Origin of the sequence: Sphingobacterium sp. UBA2610 (assembly GCF_002339225.1) — a bacterium.
GTDB lineage: Bacteria > Bacteroidota > Bacteroidia > Sphingobacteriales > Sphingobacteriaceae > Sphingobacterium > Sphingobacterium multivorum.
Genome location: NZ_DDKA01000019.1, coordinates 1 through 20,135 on the forward strand (window position 1 = coordinate 1; position 20,135 = coordinate 20,135).

Annotated in this window: 16 protein-coding genes; 12 read left to right on the top strand and 4 right to left on the bottom strand. The window is 40.0% G+C overall.

Annotated elements, in window-relative coordinates; genetic code table 11:
• Positions 1-135 precede the first annotated feature (135 nt).
• Positions 136-1,014: a GTPase Era gene (gene era / locus B4Z47_RS12770; protein WP_070570335.1), complete on the top strand. Its 879-nt coding sequence runs from the start codon at positions 136-138 to the stop codon at positions 1,012-1,014.
• Positions 1,015-1,087: 73 nt separating this feature from the next.
• Here era and uvrC read toward each other — a convergent pair whose 3' ends face one another.
• The 4 genes from uvrC to B4Z47_RS12790 form a co-directional block, all read right to left on the bottom strand.
• The gene (uvrC, locus tag B4Z47_RS12775; RefSeq protein WP_115046553.1) at positions 1,088-2,887 is read right to left on the bottom strand and encodes an excinuclease ABC subunit UvrC; all 1,800 of its coding nucleotides are present in this window, start codon (positions 2,885-2,887) and stop codon (positions 1,088-1,090) included.
• A gap of 93 nt (positions 2,888-2,980) precedes the next feature.
• The gene (locus B4Z47_RS12780; RefSeq protein ID WP_115046552.1) at positions 2,981-5,251 is read right to left on the bottom strand and encodes a penicillin-binding protein 1A; all 2,271 of its coding nucleotides are present in this window, start codon (positions 5,249-5,251) and stop codon (positions 2,981-2,983) included.
• A 240-nt stretch (positions 5,252-5,491) separates the two neighbouring features.
• Positions 5,492-5,971, bottom strand: coding sequence for a 2-C-methyl-D-erythritol 2,4-cyclodiphosphate synthase (gene ispF / locus B4Z47_RS12785; protein WP_070570337.1), 480 nt, complete (start codon positions 5,969-5,971; stop codon positions 5,492-5,494).
• A gap of 321 nt (positions 5,972-6,292) precedes the next feature.
• A complete protein-coding gene (locus B4Z47_RS12790) occupies positions 6,293-7,111 on the bottom strand; it encodes a glycogen/starch synthase (RefSeq protein WP_070570107.1) in 819 nt (272 codons plus the stop codon).
• A gap of 147 nt (positions 7,112-7,258) precedes the next feature.
• Between B4Z47_RS12790 and panC the strand changes: the two genes are divergently transcribed.
• From panC to B4Z47_RS12845, 11 genes are all read left to right on the top strand, one after another.
• Positions 7,259-8,119 carry a pantoate--beta-alanine ligase gene (gene panC / locus B4Z47_RS12795; protein WP_115049388.1) on the top strand — a complete coding sequence of 287 codons (861 nt, stop codon included), beginning with the start codon at positions 7,259-7,261 and terminating at the stop codon, positions 8,117-8,119.
• Positions 8,120-8,163: 44 nt separating this feature from the next.
• Positions 8,164-8,514 (top strand): aspartate 1-decarboxylase, encoded by a 351-nt coding sequence (panD, locus tag B4Z47_RS12800; RefSeq protein WP_115046550.1) that lies wholly within the window; start codon positions 8,164-8,166, stop codon positions 8,512-8,514.
• A 120-nt stretch (positions 8,515-8,634) separates the two neighbouring features.
• Entirely contained in the window at positions 8,635-8,997 is a 363-nt protein-coding gene (locus tag B4Z47_RS12805) for a hypothetical protein (RefSeq protein ID WP_115046549.1), read from the top strand.
• Between the two features lie 371 nt (positions 8,998-9,368).
• Positions 9,369-11,705 carry a TonB-dependent receptor gene (locus B4Z47_RS12810; protein WP_115046546.1) on the top strand — a complete coding sequence of 779 codons (2,337 nt, stop codon included), beginning with the start codon at positions 9,369-9,371 and terminating at the stop codon, positions 11,703-11,705.
• Between the two features lie 14 nt (positions 11,706-11,719).
• Entirely contained in the window at positions 11,720-12,187 is a 468-nt protein-coding gene (locus B4Z47_RS12815; protein WP_115046545.1) for a thioredoxin family protein, read from the top strand.
• Positions 12,188-12,262: 75 nt separating this feature from the next.
• A complete protein-coding gene (locus B4Z47_RS12820) occupies positions 12,263-12,910 on the top strand; it encodes an FKBP-type peptidyl-prolyl cis-trans isomerase (RefSeq protein WP_115046543.1) in 648 nt (215 codons plus the stop codon).
• A 331-nt stretch (positions 12,911-13,241) separates the two neighbouring features.
• Positions 13,242-13,835, top strand: coding sequence for an FKBP-type peptidyl-prolyl cis-trans isomerase (locus tag B4Z47_RS12825; RefSeq protein ID WP_115046541.1), 594 nt, complete (start codon positions 13,242-13,244; stop codon positions 13,833-13,835).
• Positions 13,836-14,864: 1,029 nt separating this feature from the next.
• Entirely contained in the window at positions 14,865-16,508 is a 1,644-nt protein-coding gene (locus tag B4Z47_RS12830) for an NAD+ synthase (protein ID WP_115046539.1), read from the top strand.
• Between the two features lie 284 nt (positions 16,509-16,792).
• The gene (locus B4Z47_RS12835) at positions 16,793-17,365 is read left to right on the top strand and encodes a DUF4136 domain-containing protein (protein WP_075994305.1); all 573 of its coding nucleotides are present in this window, start codon (positions 16,793-16,795) and stop codon (positions 17,363-17,365) included.
• 188 nt (positions 17,366-17,553) lie between these two features.
• Entirely contained in the window at positions 17,554-18,174 is a 621-nt protein-coding gene (locus B4Z47_RS12840) for a 3'-5' exonuclease (protein WP_070570127.1), read from the top strand.
• A 10-nt stretch (positions 18,175-18,184) separates the two neighbouring features.
• Positions 18,185-20,098: a DUF294 nucleotidyltransferase-like domain-containing protein gene (locus tag B4Z47_RS12845; protein WP_070570129.1), complete on the top strand. Its 1,914-nt coding sequence runs from the start codon at positions 18,185-18,187 to the stop codon at positions 20,096-20,098.
• Positions 20,099-20,135 lie beyond the last annotated feature (37 nt).

Consider the following 20,135-nt stretch of genomic DNA (forward strand, 5'->3'; position numbering starts at 1 on the left):
ACCAACTGCTCCACCCCGCAATATATTTTTGAACAAAATTGCTTTTTTCTTTTGAAAAAACAAGATTATGATCCTTCCGAATTGGAGTACAAAGATATATTTTGTTTCTTTGTAATCCTAATAAAATTTAGAAAAATGTCACACAAAGCAGGATTCGTAAGTATCATCGGAAAGCCAAATGCTGGTAAGTCCACCCTAATGAACGCTTTAGTGGGTGAAAAAATGTCTATCATTACACCCAAAGCGCAAACGACAAGACACCGCATTATCGGTATTGTAAACGATGAAGACCATCAAATTGTGTTTTCGGACACCCCTGGTGTCATCAAACCAAACTATTCTTTGCAAGAATCAATGATGAATTTTGTCCAAGGATCGTTGATCGATGCAGACATTATTTTATTTGTGACAGATATCCACGAAAAATACGATGAGAACGATGTCCTGGAGAAATTGCGTAAAACAAATTCCCCTGTTGCCGTGCTTATCAACAAAATTGATAAATCTTCGGAAGAAGAGGTCAAGGCTAAGATTGAATTTTGGCAGGAAAAATTAAATCCAGATACCGTTTTTGCAATTTCAGCAAAATTAAATCATAATGTCGCCGCCGTGATGCACTACATCAAGGACAAGTTACCGATTCACGAAGCCTATTATGAGAAAGATGAGCTAACGGATAAATCCATGCGTTTCTTCGTCTCTGAGATGATCCGTGAAAAAGTATTCAAACTATACGATAAGGAAATCCCCTACAGTACAGAAGTAATCGTCACATCATACAAAGAAGAAGCAAATATCACTCGTATTGCTGCCGAAATTATTGTAGAGCGCGACTCTCAAAAAAATATTATCATCGGAAAAGCAGGTGCCATGATCAAAAAAGTCGGTACCTATGCCCGCCAGGATATTGAAGAGTTTATCGATGGAAAAGTATTCCTCGAACTTTTTGTTAAGGTGATTCCTGACTGGAGAAGTAAAAAGAACTACCTTAAACGTTTTGGTTACGATGATTAATTCGCTTTGAAAAGTTCGTACGGAGACCTTTTTTACCGACCTCGAATGCACGAACTATTCTTCTTTTAAATTTTTACGTTGCAAAATATTCACGAAGTGCTTTAATCTGTTTCAGATTAAGCACTTTTTTTAGTTCTTCATCGGAGGCTTCCTTCACTTTTTTTACCGATTTAAACTCAGTTAATACTTTCTCAACCGTTGTTTTTCCAATACCCGGAACATTTTCCAGCTCTGAAACGAAGGTTTTGCGGCTCCGTTGATTTCTGTGGAAGGTGATTCCGAAACGGTGTGCTTCATCCCGGAGATGTTGAATGACCTTGAGGGTTTCAGACTTCTTATCCAGATAAAGTGGATATTGATCACCCGGATAGAATAGCTCCTCCAGTCTTTTGGCAATGCCGATGACCGTGACTTTCCGTTCTATCCCCAACAAGCGCAGACTCTTTAAGGCTGCGCCCAGCTGCCCTTTTCCCCCATCGATAATGATCAATTGCGGCAAAGGCTGATCTTCATCCAATAATCGCCTATAGCGTCTAAAAACAGCCTCCTCCATCGTGGCAAAATCATTGGGCCCCTCCACGGTTTTCACATTAAAATGGCGGTAATCTTTCTTCGAAGGTTTTGCATCCTTAAAGACAACAATAGCCGATACGGGATAATTCCCCTGAATATTCGAGTTATCGAAACATTCAATATGTTGCGGGAGCACATTCATGCGCAGATCTTTTTGCATCTGCTTTAAGATGCGCTCCGTCCGAATATCCGGATTAAGCTTTTCATATTGCAACAGACGCTCTTTTCTAAAAAATGCCACGTTCTTTTGGGAAAGCTCCAGCAATTTTTTCTTTTCGCCCAACTTCGGAATCGTAAATCGAATCCGTTCGTTCTCTTCAATATCCAATTCAAAAGGTACGATAATTTCCCGCGAGAGGCTTTTGAAGCGCTCCCGAATCTCCGGTATCGCCAAGGCCAAAAGCTCCTGTTCACTCTCGTCCAAACGCCTTTTCATTTCGAGGGTTTGTGTCTGAATAATAACACCATTCATGACTTTCAGGTAATTGACAAAAGCGTAACCCTCGTCTGAAGCAATACTAAATACATCCACATTGGTAATGGATGAGTTGACCACCGTCGACTTGCTCTGGTAGTTGTCCAGCTTATCCAACTTCGCCTTCATTAACTGTGCCCTTTCAAAATCCAAAGCCGCTGCTGCTGTACCAATACTTTCCTTTAAACGATTGGTCACCACAGCAATCTTTCCGTTCAGAATATCCTTGATATCACTCAGGTTCTGATCGTAGTCGTCTTCGGACTGATACCCTTCGCAGGGCCCCTTACAATTTCCAATTTGATATTCAAGACAGATCTTAAACTTGCCTTTCCGTATGTTTTCCTGTGTGAGAGCCAAATTGCAGGTACGGAGGGGAAATAGTTCACGGATCAGATCCAATACAATATGCATCATCCCCACCGAAGGATAGGGGCCATAATAACGAGACCCATCCTTGATATATTGTCTGGTCCAAAAAACCCGCGGAAAAGGTTCGTTCTTGATGACAATCCATGGATAGGTTTTATCATCCTTCAACAGAACATTATACTTGGGCTTGTGTTTCTTGATTAATGAATTCTCAAGCAACCAAGCATCAATCTCTGTATCAACTATAGTAAAAGATATACGGTTGATCTTGCGAACCAAAACACGGGTTTTGCCATTCAGCTGATTTTCATTCACGAAATACGAACCGACCCGATTACGCAGATCCTTCGCTTTACCGATATAGATCAGCTCACTATTTTTATCAAAATACTGATAGACTCCCGGTCGATGTGGTATCTTTTTTAATTCTTCTCTATAATCAAATACGTCCATTACGTTCCAATATCAAACATGTTCAGCAAAAAGGCCAGACAACAAATCTCGAAAAAATTTATTATCTGGCCCAATGGTAATCGTTAAAATAACTTAGAAACCTAAGCGATCATCTTTTAGTTTAGTCGCATCTTTACCGCTTGAATCCGTAGATCCATCTTCGACATCTGAGCCACCACCGCCCCAATACTGATTACAGTCAATGACACGGGTAAGCCCACCCTGCGGTTGCTCAAAATCGCCCTTGGTATACTTCAGATTTGAATCTTTATATACTTTCTGCATATAGTACGCAAATACAGGCATCGCTGCTGCGGCCCCCTGTCCGTACTCCATCCTGTCGAAACTAATACCTCGATCTTCTGCACCGGTCCAAACCCCTGTAACCAGTTCCGGTGTGATACCAATAAACCAGGCATCTGAGTTATCGTTGGTTGTACCTGTTTTACCACCAATTGGATTGGTGAGCTTATACATCCATTGAATACGTCTCGCCGTACCTTGGGATACCACTTTTTTCAACATATCAACAATAATATAAGCAGATTCACTATTTAAGGCTTTTACGACCTTTGGTGCTTTATCGTAGATCGGTGTACCATTTTTATCTTCAATACGTAAGATCGCAGTTGGCTCAATCCAGGTTCCTTGATTCACAAATGCCGAATAAGCACCCACCATATCAAAGACCGACGCTTCATAAGCACCTAATGAGATCGAAGGATAATTAGGCACATCACTTGTTATACCCATCCGTTTAGTCAATGCGGCCACTTCTGCAGCACCAACTTCGTGTACCAAATAGGCCGTCGCATAGTTTTGCGAATAAGCCAATGCCTTCGCTAAAGTAATCGGGTTCCCACCTTGTGCATTTCCTCTTGGCGTCCACCCATTATAGGTTTGTTGGTAATTGGGAATACTGTAACATGGTGAATAACCGTTGTCAATCGCCACCGCGTACGTAAATGGTTTCGCCGTCGATCCGACCTGACGTGTACCCATTTTTACCTGATCATATTTGAAGTGGTCAAAATCAATACCCCCAACCCAAGCTTTAATATGTCCGGTCTTCGGCTCCATAGACATCATCGCATTGCGCAACATGAGTTTATTGTACTTAATGGAATCCATTGGCGTCATCATCGTATCAACACTTCCCTTCCACGTAAAAATATTCATCGGAACCTTTACATTGAAAGCCTTTTTGATCGCGTCTTCATTCAAGCCCTCTTCTTTCAAAATACGGTAACGGTCAGAACGCTTCATTCCACTCATGAGCAGTTTGGCTTTATCGCCTTTAAAAGGATCCCTATTTTTCCATTGTGCGGAAAATTTAGACTGCAATTGCTTCATCCATTCTTTTTGCGAATCCTCTGCATATTGCTGCATCGACATATTGATCGTCGTATAGATTTTCAATCCATCACGATCGAGGTCATACGGCGTACCATCTGGTTTGGTGATGGACAATTTTGCAAATTCTTTTTTGATTTCATCCTTTAATACCGCTCTAAAATAGGGTGCCAAACCTTCACCGTAATTTGCAATCTTCAGTTCTAAACCAAGTGGTTTCTCCTTCGCTTTGGTAGCCTCCTCTGCCGAAATAAAATTAGCGGCAACCATATTGTTCAATACTGTATTACGGCGCGTACGTGATTTTTCGGGGTACCGCACAGGAGAATATGCTCCCGGGCCTTTAAGCATTCCTACCAAAAGGGCTGCTTGTTCCGCCGTCAGTTTATCCGGAGTCGTATTGAAATAAGTCCGCGCAGCGGATTTGATTCCGTAGGTATTATAAGCACCAAAGTCTACCGTATTAAAATACATGGTAATAATCTCATCTTTGGTATAATTTCTTTCCAAACGAACAGCGGTAATCCATTCCTGAAATTTTTGGATGACACGCTTTAGAAAATTCTTTTGCCGTCCATCCGAAAATAGATTCAGAGCCAGCTGTTGTGTAATGGTACTTCCCCCCTGTTTGTTACCGGTCAAGGTGTGAAAGATAACTGTAAATGTCCGTGAGTAGTCTATCCCGGAGTGATCATAAAAGCGTTTATCCTCTGTAGAAACCAATGCTTTGACCAAATAAGGCGACAATTCACTATACTTTACATTGGAACGGTTTTGGACATAATACGTTCCCAATACCTTATGATCTTCCGTGATAACTTCAGACGCTAAATTACTTTTGGGGTTTTCCAAATCACTGAAGGAGGGTAATTTTCCAAATAGGCCAAGACGTATACTCAATATAAAGAGAAAACCTATCGCGACAATCCCGACGATAATTTTCCAAAAATTGAACGTATACCGCTTGACATCAGCCTCATTAAGTTGATTTTTTTTTGATACTCGTTTCATCTATTTACTAAATTTCAGACGTAAATATTATTCATTGTAAAGACCGCAATGCAGAGACCATTTTTCCAACCGCAGTTGCATTTTGCAAACTTGGATAGGGCATCATTTTGATCTTTAAAGACTTCAATTAAGACATTAATGCACACTCTATCAGATAGTGTGCCAAGAATCCCTACTTTGACAAAGGTATTACTAATTGGGCCAAAAGCAAGAATTTAAACGTGAAAATATTGTGGCGAACTACGCGCGTTCAATCAAGCAAACCGCATAGGCAACCACCCCTTCCTGACGACCGATAAATCCCATTGTTTCATTTGTTGTTGCTTTAATAGAGATGTCATCGATATCCAAACCCGTTGCTTCAGCCAGTTTAACCTTCATTTGTGGAATGTAGGGTTTTATCTTAGGAGCTTCCAGGCACAGCATCGCATCAATATTGCCAAGCGTATATCCCTTCGCAGCAATCAGCGCCATACATTCTTTTAATAACAATAAACTGCTAATGCCTTTCCAGCGCATATCTGTATTTGGGAAGTGGTAGCCAATATCTTCCAAATTGGCGGCGCCTAAAATGGCATCACATATCGCATGAACCAATACATCGGCATCAGAATGCCCAAAGGCTCCAGCATGATGCTCCAGTTGCACTCCACCAACAATAAACGGATGACCTTCTTTCATCTGATGGACATCAAATCCAAATCCTACCTTAATTTTCATGACACGAATTATATACAATAAAATACAGCCAATGTATGCTATTTGATAACCTAACCTATGAGGTATAGATCAAAACCGATTCATCTTCGCTGAGATTCCCTGGTATGAACATCTAAAATCATTGACAGATTACTGCGAAGATAGCAATTCGCAGCTATATTTATTGCTACAAAAGGTTTCTGGCAGGTAGCGCAACGAAAATCATTGAAATAACGGTTCGACCAGAAGAAAAAGAGTCGCATAAAAAAAGGCTATCCTTGAGAATAGCCTTTTTCTATATTATTGTCTGTTTGTTTTTCGAAACGCTTCGAAAGGTAAAGCTTAAGCTTCTACTTCTTCTGGCGCAAACTGATCATATACTTCTCCAAAAGCATCGTAGTCCTGATCGCCATTAGGCTCAAAAACCTGAATATCTTTTGATCGAGCAAAATCAACTATTTCCGTGTTGACATTTTCGTCAGCGACAACCACCATATCGGTAAAATGCAAAGCACCTTTGTAGATCGCCTCATAACTACCATCGCCGTACACCTGCGCATCCGCAGCCTTAAAGGAGCCCTCGGGCGCCATTTCAGCATACTTTGTACCTAATGTACCTTTAAATTCTTCATTGAACAAAGAGTACATCACTTTTGCATCCTTGAATGTAGGATCGTCTTTATACGTTGTCTTCACGTAAGCCGGTACCAAAGCAGAGAACCATCCATGACAGTGTACTACATCAGGGGACCAACCTAATTTCTTCACAGTTTCCAATGCTCCTTTACAGAAGAACACCGAACGCTCATTATTGTCTGCAAAGAATTCGCCATGCTCATCACTAAAAACTTTTTTACGCTGAAAGTAGTCTTCATTATCCAAGAAATATACCTGCATACGGGCCGCAGGTAATGAAGCAACTTTAATAATTAGCGGATTATCATTATTATCCACAACAATGTTCAAGCCTGAAAGACGAATAACCTCATGTAATCTATTTCGACGCTCATTGATATTCCCAAAACGCGGCATTAAGATCCGGATCTCAAAACCCTTTTCTTGCATCGCTTGCGGAAGTTGACGTGTAATTTCAGAAATTTTAGTTAATTCGAGGAAAGGCGACATCTCGTGAGTAATAAACAATATCTTCGTTTTTGCCATCTCCAGTTATTTTTATTTATTATTTTCGAACAGTAAAATCGGTCTACAAAGGTACGAAAAAAATACTTACTATGCAATTTACTATTAATCATCGTTTTATATTCCCAAAATATTATGCAACTTTGCCAACAAAAACTAAATAGCAAAGTGGAAATTTTCAAAACGAAAGCATCTCTCCAAGCATACCTGCAACAAGCCCGATCAACAGGTCAAAAAATCGCTCTAATCCCTACGATGGGCGCTTTACATGAAGGACATTTATCCCTATTAAATTATGCAAAACCAATCAGCGATATTCGTGTTTGCAGCATTTTTGTTAACCCCACACAATTTAACGATCCGAAAGATCTCGAAAAATATCCACGGCCCATCGAAAACGACATTAGATTACTGGAATCCGTCGATTGCGACATTCTCTTTTTACCAAGTGTCGATGAAATGTATCCCGATAAAAATGAAGCCTGGCATCTTGACCTTGGCGAACTGGATCAGATTTGGGAAGGTGAAAAACGCCCCGGGCATTTCCAAGGTGTCACCCAGGTGGTCTATAAATTATTTACCTTAGTACAACCGGATATTGCTTGTTTCGGGCAAAAAGATTTTCAACAGGTCATGGTCATCAAACGCATGATAGCCATGAAGGATCTCGCGATTCAATTGGCGATATGTCCTATCATTCGAGATCAAAACGGCCTAGCACTGAGCTCTAGAAACGCGCGCTTAAGCGACGCTGGAAAAAGAACAGCTTTGGCGCTCTCCCGCTCCCTGCAATATGTAAAAGATCATATACATGACGCTATCCCGCTAGCGGAAATAAAGGACAAAGCCTTGCAGATTTTAACAGACACCGAAGGACTAACCGTTGAATATTTTGCCCTATGTGAGAGTTCGACCTTAAAAGAAGTCAATCACATCGATTTCAGTAAGCAGCATGTCGCACTTGTCGCTGCCTGGGTTGAAGGTGTTCGTTTGATTGATAATATGATTCTGAATAATTTGTCAAATTAATTGACAAATCTTTCAAATTCAGTAGAAAGCCCTACCTTTGCGCCATGGTAATAGAAGTAATGAAATCCAAGATTCACCGCGTTAAAGTCACACAAGCGGAATTGAATTATGTGGGTAGTATCACGATAGATGAAGATTTGATGGATGCCGCAAATATCATCGCTAACGAGAAAGTTCAAATCGTAAACAACAATAATGGAGCCCGTCTTGAAACATACGTCATCCCAGGGCAACGTGGATCAGGCATTATCTGTTTGAATGGTGCTGCGGCTCGCCTGGTTCAGGTCGGCGACATCGTCATCATCATTTCCTACGCAAACATGGATTTTGAGGAAGCTAAGAAGTTTAAACCTTCCGTTGTATTTCCAGACGACAACAATCATCTGATTAAATAGTCAGGAAGCAAGTTAAGCTTAGCACATAGAAACTTTATAATTTTTTAATGAGTGGATCACGAATACTCACAAAATAAAATCGTATTTTTGAAGCGTTACCCTAAAAAGTAACGCTTTTTTATGTACCGAAAAACAACGAAATCCCCACGTCAGCTTATCGCATTTTGCCAATTGGTATTAATGTCGCTGATTATTATTTCGGGTGTTGTTTTTATGCACAAAGAGGTAAAATCAACCGGTGAGATTGTCATGCACACCCACCCTTATGATTTTACCAAGAAACAAAAGCCGCAAGAAACAGATGACCAAATCGAATACCTCAATGTCATCTATCACAATACCTACGTACAAACTGAATTTACCGTCCTTGAGCTTCCTATTCCGCGTGAAGTAAAAGAGGAACGCTATCATTTATTTTGTCCGGAAGCATTCACCACAACCGTCGATCATTACCACTTACGTGGTCCCCCCAGCTTAGCATAAATCAAAAATCAAAGATTTCGAAGGTCTGCAGTCCAGGGTGGCCAAACTCGTGTTGTGCAAAAAACAATATGTTAGCCATGCGCTCAATTGATTGGTCCAGTTGCTATGGAATGTAGTACCTATCGATAAGTATCTTTTGATACCATCTTTTCGTTGCCTCCTTTTCGAGCATTGTCTTTTCACAATGGCGAAAACGTTTGCTGAATAACCTTGGCGGGAGTTCAGTACGTTGCCTGGTATAAAGCACCTTACTAAAAAACAAGCCATTCGCCTGTTTTCGAGAAGTTCACAATACCTCGAACGCCATTTATGCAATAGGAATAGACCTCGCTATACGAGGCTTAAATGTTTTAAATTTTTATCAAATTACGATGCTAAAGCAATACACATTATTGGCCACATTACTGGCTGGTACATCCACTATATACGCCCAGTCAAAACTTGAAGGCTACTTGTTCAATAAAAATCATGAAGCGGTTCCTTCCGGTACCCTGACCTTAAAAAACAGCAAGCTCGCGACAACATCCGATGCCGATGGCTACTTTAAGCTGTCTGCAATATCAACGCAAAAAGTAACCTTGAATATATCTGCAGTGGGCTATCGTTCCTTCAGCAAAGTCATCTCTTTAGACACGTTGAAGGCACCATTGCAAATCCAACTGGAGGAAGACAACCTCAATTTGGATGAGGTTGTGGTTTCAGCTACACGCTATGGCGTAAAACGTAAGGACGCTCCTGTGGTGGTCAATGTCATTGGTCCCAAATTATTTAATGCGACACAATCTGTCGCTATGTCGGAAACATTGAATTATCAACCGGGTGTACGGGTCGAAAACAATTGCCAGAATTGCGGTTTTTCACAAGTCCGGCTTAATGGTCTCGAGGGCCCCTATTCACAAATATTGATCAATAGTAGGGCGGTATTTTCCGCACTAAATAGCGTATACGGTTTGGATCAGATTCCAACCAGTATGATCGATCGTATTGAGGTTGTGCGTAGCGGCGGTTCGGCTTTATTTGGTGCCAATGCCATTGCAGGGACCATCAATATTATTACAAAAGATCCGGTAGAGAACGACTGGCAGGTCAAATCCACCAACTCACTTATTGGTGGCAAAAGCTGGGATAATACCGTTGATTTTAATACCTCAACCGTTTCGGAAGACCTCAAAAGAGGAGCCACATTCTACGGCATGCACCGTAATCGGGAAGCTTACGATGCGAATGGTGATGGTTTTTCGGAAATAACCAAACTTCGTAACACCACTTTCGGCACAAAATTATTTTACAAGCCGAGTGACCTGGATAAGATAACGGTTGACTTTAGCACCGTGAACGAGTTCCGCCGCGGTGGTGATCAACTCGATAAAGTACCCCATCTGACGCAAATCACCGAGCAATTGGAAACCAGTTCGCTTGTTGGCGGAATCACCTACGATCATTATTCCACCGATTATAAGCAAAAAATGTCCCTGTATGGCTCTGTACAGAAAACTGTTCGCGACAGCTACTATGGCGGTCTTGGAGGCGGAACAACACTTGCCGACAGCACATTAGCCGCAAATGCCTATGGAAAAACAAATGATATCGCGCTGGTTGCCGGGGGACAATATACCTACAACTTTGAAAGAGATGTATTTACTGCCGGAGTGGAGTTTTCATACAACGATACCCAGGATGAAATACCGGGGTATAAACGAACCATCGATCAGCAGAATAAAGGACTAGGCAGTTATGCCCAATACGAATGGAAACCTTTAAGTAATTTTAAAACGTTAATCGGAGCGCGATATGATTATACCTATGTAGACGGTAAATATAGTCTTGCAGGTATAAATAGGAACTCAGATCAGCGCTTCGGCACCTTTAGTCCACGGTTGACCATCTTATACGATATCACAAAAGACCTCCAATTTAGAGGGGGTTATGCACGTGGCTTCCGTGCGCCACAGGCATTTAATGAGGACATGCATGTCACTTCCATTGGCGGAAACCAAGTCTTTGTATTGATCGGTGAAAATCTGAAAACAGAATACTCCAATGCGTATACAGGTTCTTTTAGCTACAATAAAAATTTCGGAAATGTACAAACCAGTTTGCTCGTGGAGGGATTTTACACGGATCTAAATAATCAGTTTGTCAACGTCATGGCGTCTGAAAAAGACGGATTGATTATCCAGGAAATGCAAAATGGTGAAGGGGCCCGGGTGTATGGTTCTAATATTGAAATCAATATCGCGCCATCCTCCTGGTTTTCTATCCAAACCGGCGGGACGATCCAGCGCTCACGTTACAAGAAAGACCAAATCATCTATACAGGAAAAGAAGATGGGCAGGATATCCTCACCAAAAAATATGTCCGTACGCCCAACATTTATGGTTATTTGAATAGCAACCTGAAAGCAACCAAACAATTTGCGATCGATCTGACTGGAGTATATACGGGAAAAATGATTGTTCCACACATTCAAAATGATGTGATGACCCTCAAAAATGCCCGGGACTTTGTGGAATTAAATCTCCGTCTAGGCTACACCTTTCCAATACATAAGGATTTCAGCATCGAAATTTTTGGTGGAGTACAAAACATGTTCAATGCTTTTCAGAAGGACTTCGACAAGGGAGCGCTACGTGATTCAGACTATATCTATGGTCCAACACGCCCCCGTACTTACACGTTTGGACTTCGTGTTGGTCATTTTCATTAACATAAATTTGGGATATGAAGCATTTCCAAAAAATATATGTGCTCTTAATCCTATTCTTTTATCCGCTCTGCCACTATGGACAGGAGCGGATAAATTGGATTGATTTTGCGCAATTGGATTCACTCCTGGCCGTTTCACCACGCGAAACACTGCTCTTTATTCATACAGATTGGTGCAGCTACTGCCGAAAAATGGAACAGGAAATCTTTACAAAAAAAGAGATTGTCCAATTAATCAACAAGCGCTACTATGCGGTGAAGCTCGACGCAGAATCTATCGATGAGATTGCTTTTGATCGAAGCATATGGAAGCCCCTAAAGAAAAGAAAAAAAACAGGACAATTCCATCCTTTAGCTTTGCAATTGCTACAAGGGAGAAAAATGATTTTCCCAACTCTCCTACGTTTTGATAGTGAATTTCGGCTAAAAAACATACGACAAAAATACCTGAATTCAAAGGAGTTAGCTATTTTTTTAGAATAATTTAACATTTACGTGTAGCGAACTCCATTATTCCTGCGTTTTGGATTTTATAATTAATACACACTTTAAGAAATTATGAAAAATATCACGAAATTATTAATGGCGTTTTTGTGTCTGGGAGTTCTATTTACGGCTTGTAATAAAGATAACTTTGATTGGGATGCCTATTACAAAGAGCAAACAGAGAAACAACGTGTTCAAGATTCGATCAATAAAAAAAGAATTGATGAACAATTCCCTCTGATTAAAAAATATGTTGCAGATAACCAACTTCAAAATGTACAATACATTGATTCATTGGGATTAGCATATCAAGTTTTAGCTGCAGGAGATGAGAGTTCTTACACTTACTCATTCAGTGGAAATGGCGGAATTATTGCCCCTAATGTGACCGTAAAATATGTTGGAAAACTTGTTCCAAGTGGAACTGTCTTTCAGCAAACAGAGGAGGGAAAAACAGCTTCTTTCAACCTTTCCAAAGTAATTCCGGCTTGGCAAATTGCCTTTTTACCAAAATCAATTACTTTTAATGGTAAAGAAGAAAAAACAGGAGGGATTACAACAAACGGGCTAAAAAAAGGATCAAAAATTAGATTTATTACACCCTCTCCATGGGCATATGGTGATAATGACCAAAAAGACTCTTCAACAGGAAATGTTACTATTCCTGCAAAATCTCCTTTAGATTTTACGATTGAGGTTATTGACATCAAAAATCAATAATAATTGTCTTGTTTCATAAAAACAGCTAACAATTCTGTATTATATCTGCTAAAAATACAGTAGACAAAAAAGCCATTTTCCTAGTGAAAATGGCTTTTTTGTAAGCACTCACCGAAAGTAGCCAATGTGCCAGAATAGTCAACATGCTGATATGCGTAATTACGTCGGTTTAATACCAAACAGCTAATTCCACGTTCAGAAGTGTAAATTACTGTATCAAAATGTTAATTCTTACAGTGAAAACTTCTAACGAAGAAAAAATAATATACATTTGCAAAGCTACTTTTATAAAGAAAATAGCTTTTCCTTGAAAAACCAATAAAAAAATACAATGAAAAAACTGTTATCACCACTATTCATGGGAATTGCAGCAATCGCTTTCCTTATTGTAAGCTGTAACAAAAGTGACGATGCACCTGTTTATGATGCGAATGCACAATTTAAAACGGATTCTGTAACACTTAAAAATTACGTTAGCCAAAATTACCCCGATGCACAATACATCAGCGAAACGGGAATTTGGTATGAAATTCTTGCCGAAGGAACCGGAAATTATGAATATAAAGTGGTTGACACATTAAATGGTAAATACTTAAAATTTAAACCGACTGTAAAATATGTTGGAAAGTTATTGAGTGGAAGTGTATTTGATAAAACTGATACTGCCAAAGAATTTGAAATCATCACAAACACGGGGTATCAATATCCATTTTATAGCACCATTATTCCTGCTTGGACCTTCGCATTTGCACCACAAAAAATCGGTGACATGAAATTGGGCGGCTTAACCGAAAAAGGTCTACAAAAAGGCAGTAAAATTCACATCATGGCACCTTCCCTTTATGGATACCAAAACCAGGCTGTCGGAACTATTCCGGCAAACTCACCATTGGATTTTGTCATTGAAGTTACAGATATCAAATAATTATCGCCCCTTCTGAAGCAATAAAGCATAAAAGCTCCTAAAATGATCTCATTTTAGGAGCTTTTTAGTTCAAAGAGGTTTTCAACATAAACCTTCACAGCATCATTGCCTCATATCGCCCCCTCTCTACAGGGAAATATGCTCCCACAATCTCTTCAAACTAAGAAATAAGGATTGATCTGTTTATCGGACGATAGTTTTAGTGTTTCCAAAATTATCCAAAAACTCAAAAGTAAGATCGATATTAATACTGATATATCTTGATACCTACTTATACCTAATAATAATTTTTAATCAATTTTTAAACAGTGATCAGTCACTAGTAATTCAGTGTTCACTGAGCAATCACTGAACAAGCACTGAACGATCACTGAACAAGTACTGTCTAAAGAGTTAATTTGGTCACTATCTAATTCTAATTTTTCTGTAGAAAAAATGAAAGAGAAAAAAGAAAGGCGCTATACTTAAGTAACAAAAGGATCGCTGCTGTGCGGTAATGGTATGATCCGAAAACAACACTTTAAATTAATTAAACCAAGGAGGAAATTGAAACACCACTCGAAACAGGATTTTAGAAAAAATAAAAGCTCGAAGTGGGGAACTCCGAGCTTTACCTAACCAATTATTAACCTAAATTATGAAAAGTTCTTTATATATTATTTTTAATATCTTTCGTTTCTTTTGATATATCAAAGGTACTACAGATCTGCTTTCATGTCAAGAAATTTAACAGCATTTAACGTTGTTAAAATTATGTTAAAACAATTTAGCACATTCGATATCGTCACGCGTTGTAAAAAACATACATCTACAACGATAGCAGCTTAACAGATCGACTCAACATGGACTGACTGTGCATTCATTCCACTTACAGGCCATAACTGGTAATACGATGTGCTTCAATTGATCGGAAGATAATTTAGCGCTTTTATTCGACCAAGGGCGGTCTGAGTATCAAAAAAAAGAAATAAATTTGTGAGAAGATCCGACATCAATTGGTATCTTATTTAGTTAGACGATTAATAGCATATGAAAATAGCTTTAGCACAATTGAATTACCATATCGGTAATTTTGAAGCAAATACTAAAAAAATAATTAGCGCGATCCAACAGGCCAAAGAAGCAACGGCCGATCTTATTATTTTCGCCGAACTCGCGATTGGTGGTTATCCTGCCAAGGATCTTTTGCGAAGTAAGGCCTTTAAACGTCAATGCGATGAAGCTATTCATCAAATCGCTGCTCATTGTCAGGATATCGCCTGTATCATCGGAGCCCCCGTCAAAAACAGCGATCCTGAGGGCAAAGAGCTTTATAATACCGCTGTATTTATTGAGCATGGGGCAGTCCGAAACATTGTTAAAAAAGGCCTTTTGCCCGATTACGATGTATTTGATGAATATCGTTATTTTGAACCCAGCAGACGTTTTGATTGTATCGAGTTGAAAGGCGTAAAAATCGCCTTAACCATATGTGAAGATTTGTGGGATGATGACGACGGGGGCAATTCTTACGTTGGTGATCCCATGGCGGAATTGAGAAAAGAAAATCCAGACCTCCTCATCAACATTGCGGCCTCCCCTTTTTCCTATACCCATTTTGATGAACGGATCAAGGTACTCAGCCAACAGGTAACAAAGTCTGGCAGACCGCTCATTTATGTCAATCAAATTGGTGCTCACATGGATATTATCTTTGACGGCCGCTCAATCGCCCTGAATAATGAAGGAACAAAAATTGCTGAACTAAAAAGCTTTGAAGAAGATCTTCAATTTGTCACTTATCATCAACGAAATATAACCTCCACCACAGCATCTTCGAAAGAGTCTATTGCTGAGATGGCTCTTATACATGATGCATTGATCCTCGGGCTACGTGATTATTTTCAAAAATCTGGTTTCAAGAAGGCGGTTTTAGGTTTGTCCGGTGGGCTAGATTCGGCCTTAGTTGCTGCTTTGGCCTGCGAGGCTCTGGGTGCCGATAATGTATTAGCCATTCTGATGCCATCGGTCTACTCTTCCGACCATTCGATAAAAGATGCGATGGATCTTGTCAACAATACCGGTTGCAAACATTATATCGTTCCGATCAAAGATATTGCCAATGCCTTCGAACATAGTTTAGCTCCTCTTTTTGAAGGGCTGCAGCCAGATACGACTGAAGAGAATATTCAAGCGCGCGCACGTGCGGTAATTCTGATGGCCGCTTCCAATAAATTCGGCAATATTTTACTCAATACATCCAACAAAAGTGAGGCTGCTGTAGGATATGGTACACTCTATGGTGATATGGCAGGTTCCATCTCTGTAATCGGTGATGTTTACAAATCCAAAGCCTATGATTTAGCGCGCTATATCAATCGAGAAAGGGAGATCATTCCAGTCAATACCATTGAAAAAGCGCCTTCTGCGGAACTTCGGCCAGATCAAAAAGATTCGGACTCGCTGCCGGAATACGATCTATTGGATCAAATCCTCTTTGAACTCATCGAAAATGAGAAAGCAGGATCTGAGGTTGTAGCAATGGGCTTTGAAAAATCGTTAGTAGAAAGGGTATGTAAATTGGTTAATAATGCGGAATTCAAACGTTTTCAAGCTCCTCCCATCCTGCGTATTAGTCCAAAAGCTTTTGGTCCAGGAAGGCAGATTCCGTTGGTGGCAAAATATCCTTATTAATTTTACAATTCGGATTAAACCATATTTATAGTTTTTTGTCTAAAGCAATAGATTGTAAAATCAAAAAGGATGGTAGCATCCCGGACGATAAAAAAACAATTGCCATGAAGACCGTCAACTGTACTATTTTTACAATTGAAAGGTATGCGGATAAAGAATAAAAACAAATTAGTTAAATAAATATAAGTTCCATATAGGCCATGAACCATCATGAGTGTGGTTGTCCAATGCAGCGACAAAATACTCATGGTAGATTCATCACAGTTGATAAATAAATTACTACGATGAAAAAGATTCTATTATTTTTGGTGCTCTGCGTCGCACTCGCATCATGTTCGTCTTATCAATACAATACCACTCGGGTAGAAAAGATGGATTTTACTCCTTTCAAGACCTATGCTTGGTTACCTCCGGTAGACTCGCTTTCGAAGTCTTATTTTGACAACGATATCGCCAAAGCTAATATCCTGGATGCTGCGAATACTGCGCTGGAGGCAAAGGGCCTACAATATTCTAAAGATAATCCTGATTTACTATTTCGGTATATTACCATTGTCAACAATAAAAGCCGTTTGGTCTATGGCGGCGGCGGTTATTACGGATGGGGTGGCCCCTGGGGCTGGTACCGTCCATGGTTTTCACCATATTACTATGGCGGCGGTTATTACCCAGTTGCAAAAGAACGCTATCGTTATGGCCATTTGATTATCGAAGCCATCGATCGTAAAACAAATGCAGTGATCTGGCAGGCACGTGGTTCTGGCGATGTTGACAATCCAGAAAAAGCAATTAATAACATCAGCAAGGTTGCAAAAGGTGTTATTGATTTGTTCCCTGTGAAGACGTTAAAGAAATAAGAGATATTCTTATTTTAAAAAAGGCTGATTTACAAAATAAATCAGCCTTTTTAGTGTAACTAAAATTATTAGATAGCATCAGTGCCCTCCCTGCCCTCCCTGCGCTCCCACAGCAAAAATATAAGCTGATTTACCATCTTTCCTCGGCAAATTTTGATTACTTTTAATTATTAATTACCGACAATTCATTGAAAAAATATTTGCTATTCTTAGATACGGAAACATCTGGTTTACCGAAAAAGTGGAACAAGAGTTACATGGACGGTGATAATTGGCCCCACATCTTGCAACTGGCTTGGATCATTTATGACGAAGAGCAACATGAAGTTAAACGAACCAATAAATATATTTATGAGCCGTTAATACCAATCAGTCCTGCATCCGAACAGATTCATGGATTGACACCACCTTTTCTAATGAAATATGGTGAGAAGAAAAAAGACGTATTACGGAAATTCAGTCATGACATCAAAAAATATAAGCCGCAGTTAATCGGCCATTTTCTATCATTCGACCTGCAGGTATTAGCAGCCGAATTCTATCGATCCAACTTGGCTATTCCATTTCATAACTTAGCATATTTTTGCACCTTGTTGCATAGCAAAAAATACGTTCGGAATCCGAATATGGTACATCTTCCACTTTCATCGCTACATGAAACGCTATTTTCGAGTCCAGCGACCGAAATGCATAATGCAGAAAAAGATGCCGAGATTACCGCTAAATGTTATTTTGAAATGATTCGAAAAGTTGAATTATCCGAGCAGGACATACAAAATCAGCAAGCTGAATTCGAAAACATCTGTTAATGTAACTTCCATGAAAAACCCCGACGCTATACCACGCCTACTGAAATCGACTCAGCCATTTCAAATTCTGCCCGAAACCCTACAATTGAGTATCGTCGACAGATTCAATGAACATCGTTTTTCCAAAGATACCTTAGTTTATCGGCAGAACATTACGGATATGGATGGTGTTGATTTAATCCTCGAAGGTGAATATGAAACGTTCTTTCTGGATGTTTCCGATAATAAACGATTGGTCGAAATACACCATAAGCCGTATTGTTTTGGTGGAATATCAGTCTTATTAAACCGAACAAAAGCACTCAAGTCTGTTATTGCGAAAAAAGGTACAATTATTTATCGTTTACCCCGAAAAGACTTTATTGAGTTGTGTAATGCGAATGAAGAGTTTTTCCATTTTTTCACCAATTCCTTTGGAAAAAGAATGTTAGATGAGGAGTTTTCTCATTTTGTGAAGTCGCCAGCTTCCTTTGAGGAAAGCTACTTTGCGGCAGACCAACTCTATTCGCGCAAAATTGAGCATATTACCTATAAAGATATCGTATCCTGTACACCCGATACCCCCATCTTTGAGGCTGCACAGACCATGGCGAAACACAAGGTAAGCTGCATATTTATTAAAAAGGAGGAGCAGATTCTCGGCTATGCAACCGATATTACCTTAAGAGACAATGTCGTGGCCCAGCAGATTCCGGCAACACAATCTATCGCGCAGGTTATGGATAACCCCATTGTCAGTATTTCCGATCAGGCCTATCTTTACGAGGCGGTACTGATGATGTTCCGCACGAAATCGAGGTATCTCCTTGTCGAGAAGGCGGGCAATTATATCGGTTTCCTTAGTCGAAATCGGCTATTGAGTGAACAGGGGCAGTCTCCGCTCGTATTCATTCAATCGGTTAAACTCGCCGAAACGCTGGATGAGTTGCGTGAAAAATGGAATAATGTTCCCGAGATTATTCACCAATTGCTCGGTAGGGGTGTAAATGCCGAGATTGCGAACCAGGTCATCACGACCGTTGCCGACAGTATTGCCCTTAAAGTAATTGAAAAAGTGATCGGGGAAATGGGCGAGCCACCCGCCAAATTTGTGTTTATGGTAACGGGCAGCGAAGGAAGGAAAGAACAAACGCTAATGACCGACCAAGATAACGCCATTATTTATGAAGATAAAGCAAACGAACAACGGGAGCTCGTACGCGCGTATTTCCTCAATTTTGCCAGTCGCGTGTCGGATCATCTCAATACCATCGGTTTTAGCTACTGTACCGGTGGATATATGGCCAGTAATCCCGAATGGACACATTCGCTGTCGCATTGGAAGAAAAATTACAAGAAATGGATTGAAGAGAGCATCCCCGAGAATGCGATTAAATTTTCGACCTTCTTCGACTGTAGGCGATTATATGGTGACCAGGGCATTATTGATCAACTCAAAGAATTTCTCAATATTGAGCTACAAAAACCCAACGAGCGTTTTTTTACGTTCATTGCAAAGAATGCGCTGCAATATGAACCGCCGCTCACATTTTTCAAGGCAATAAAAACGCAAACAATAGGTTCTTCTGAAGTCTTCAATATCAAGAAAGCGATGACACCCATTGTTGACTTAGTCCGGGTTTACGCACTGCAAAACAGAATTTATGAAGAAAATACCGGTGGTAGGTTGAAACAGCTCCTTGAATTGGGCATCTTCACACAAGAACAGTACGAGGAATTAAATCAATCCTATTATTACCTGATGTCGATCCGTTTAAAAAATCAGGCCAACCAGATCCGTATCGCTAAACTGGCGCCCAACAATTATGTACCTATCGATAGCTTAACCAATATCGAAAAGGCGACAATTAAAGAGATCTTCAAAACAATCCATAATTTTCAACTCGGTATTAAGCTGAAATTCACTAGCAATTTATTTGGTTAAGTACCTTATTGCCATATAAAGGCAATAAGGTACGAAG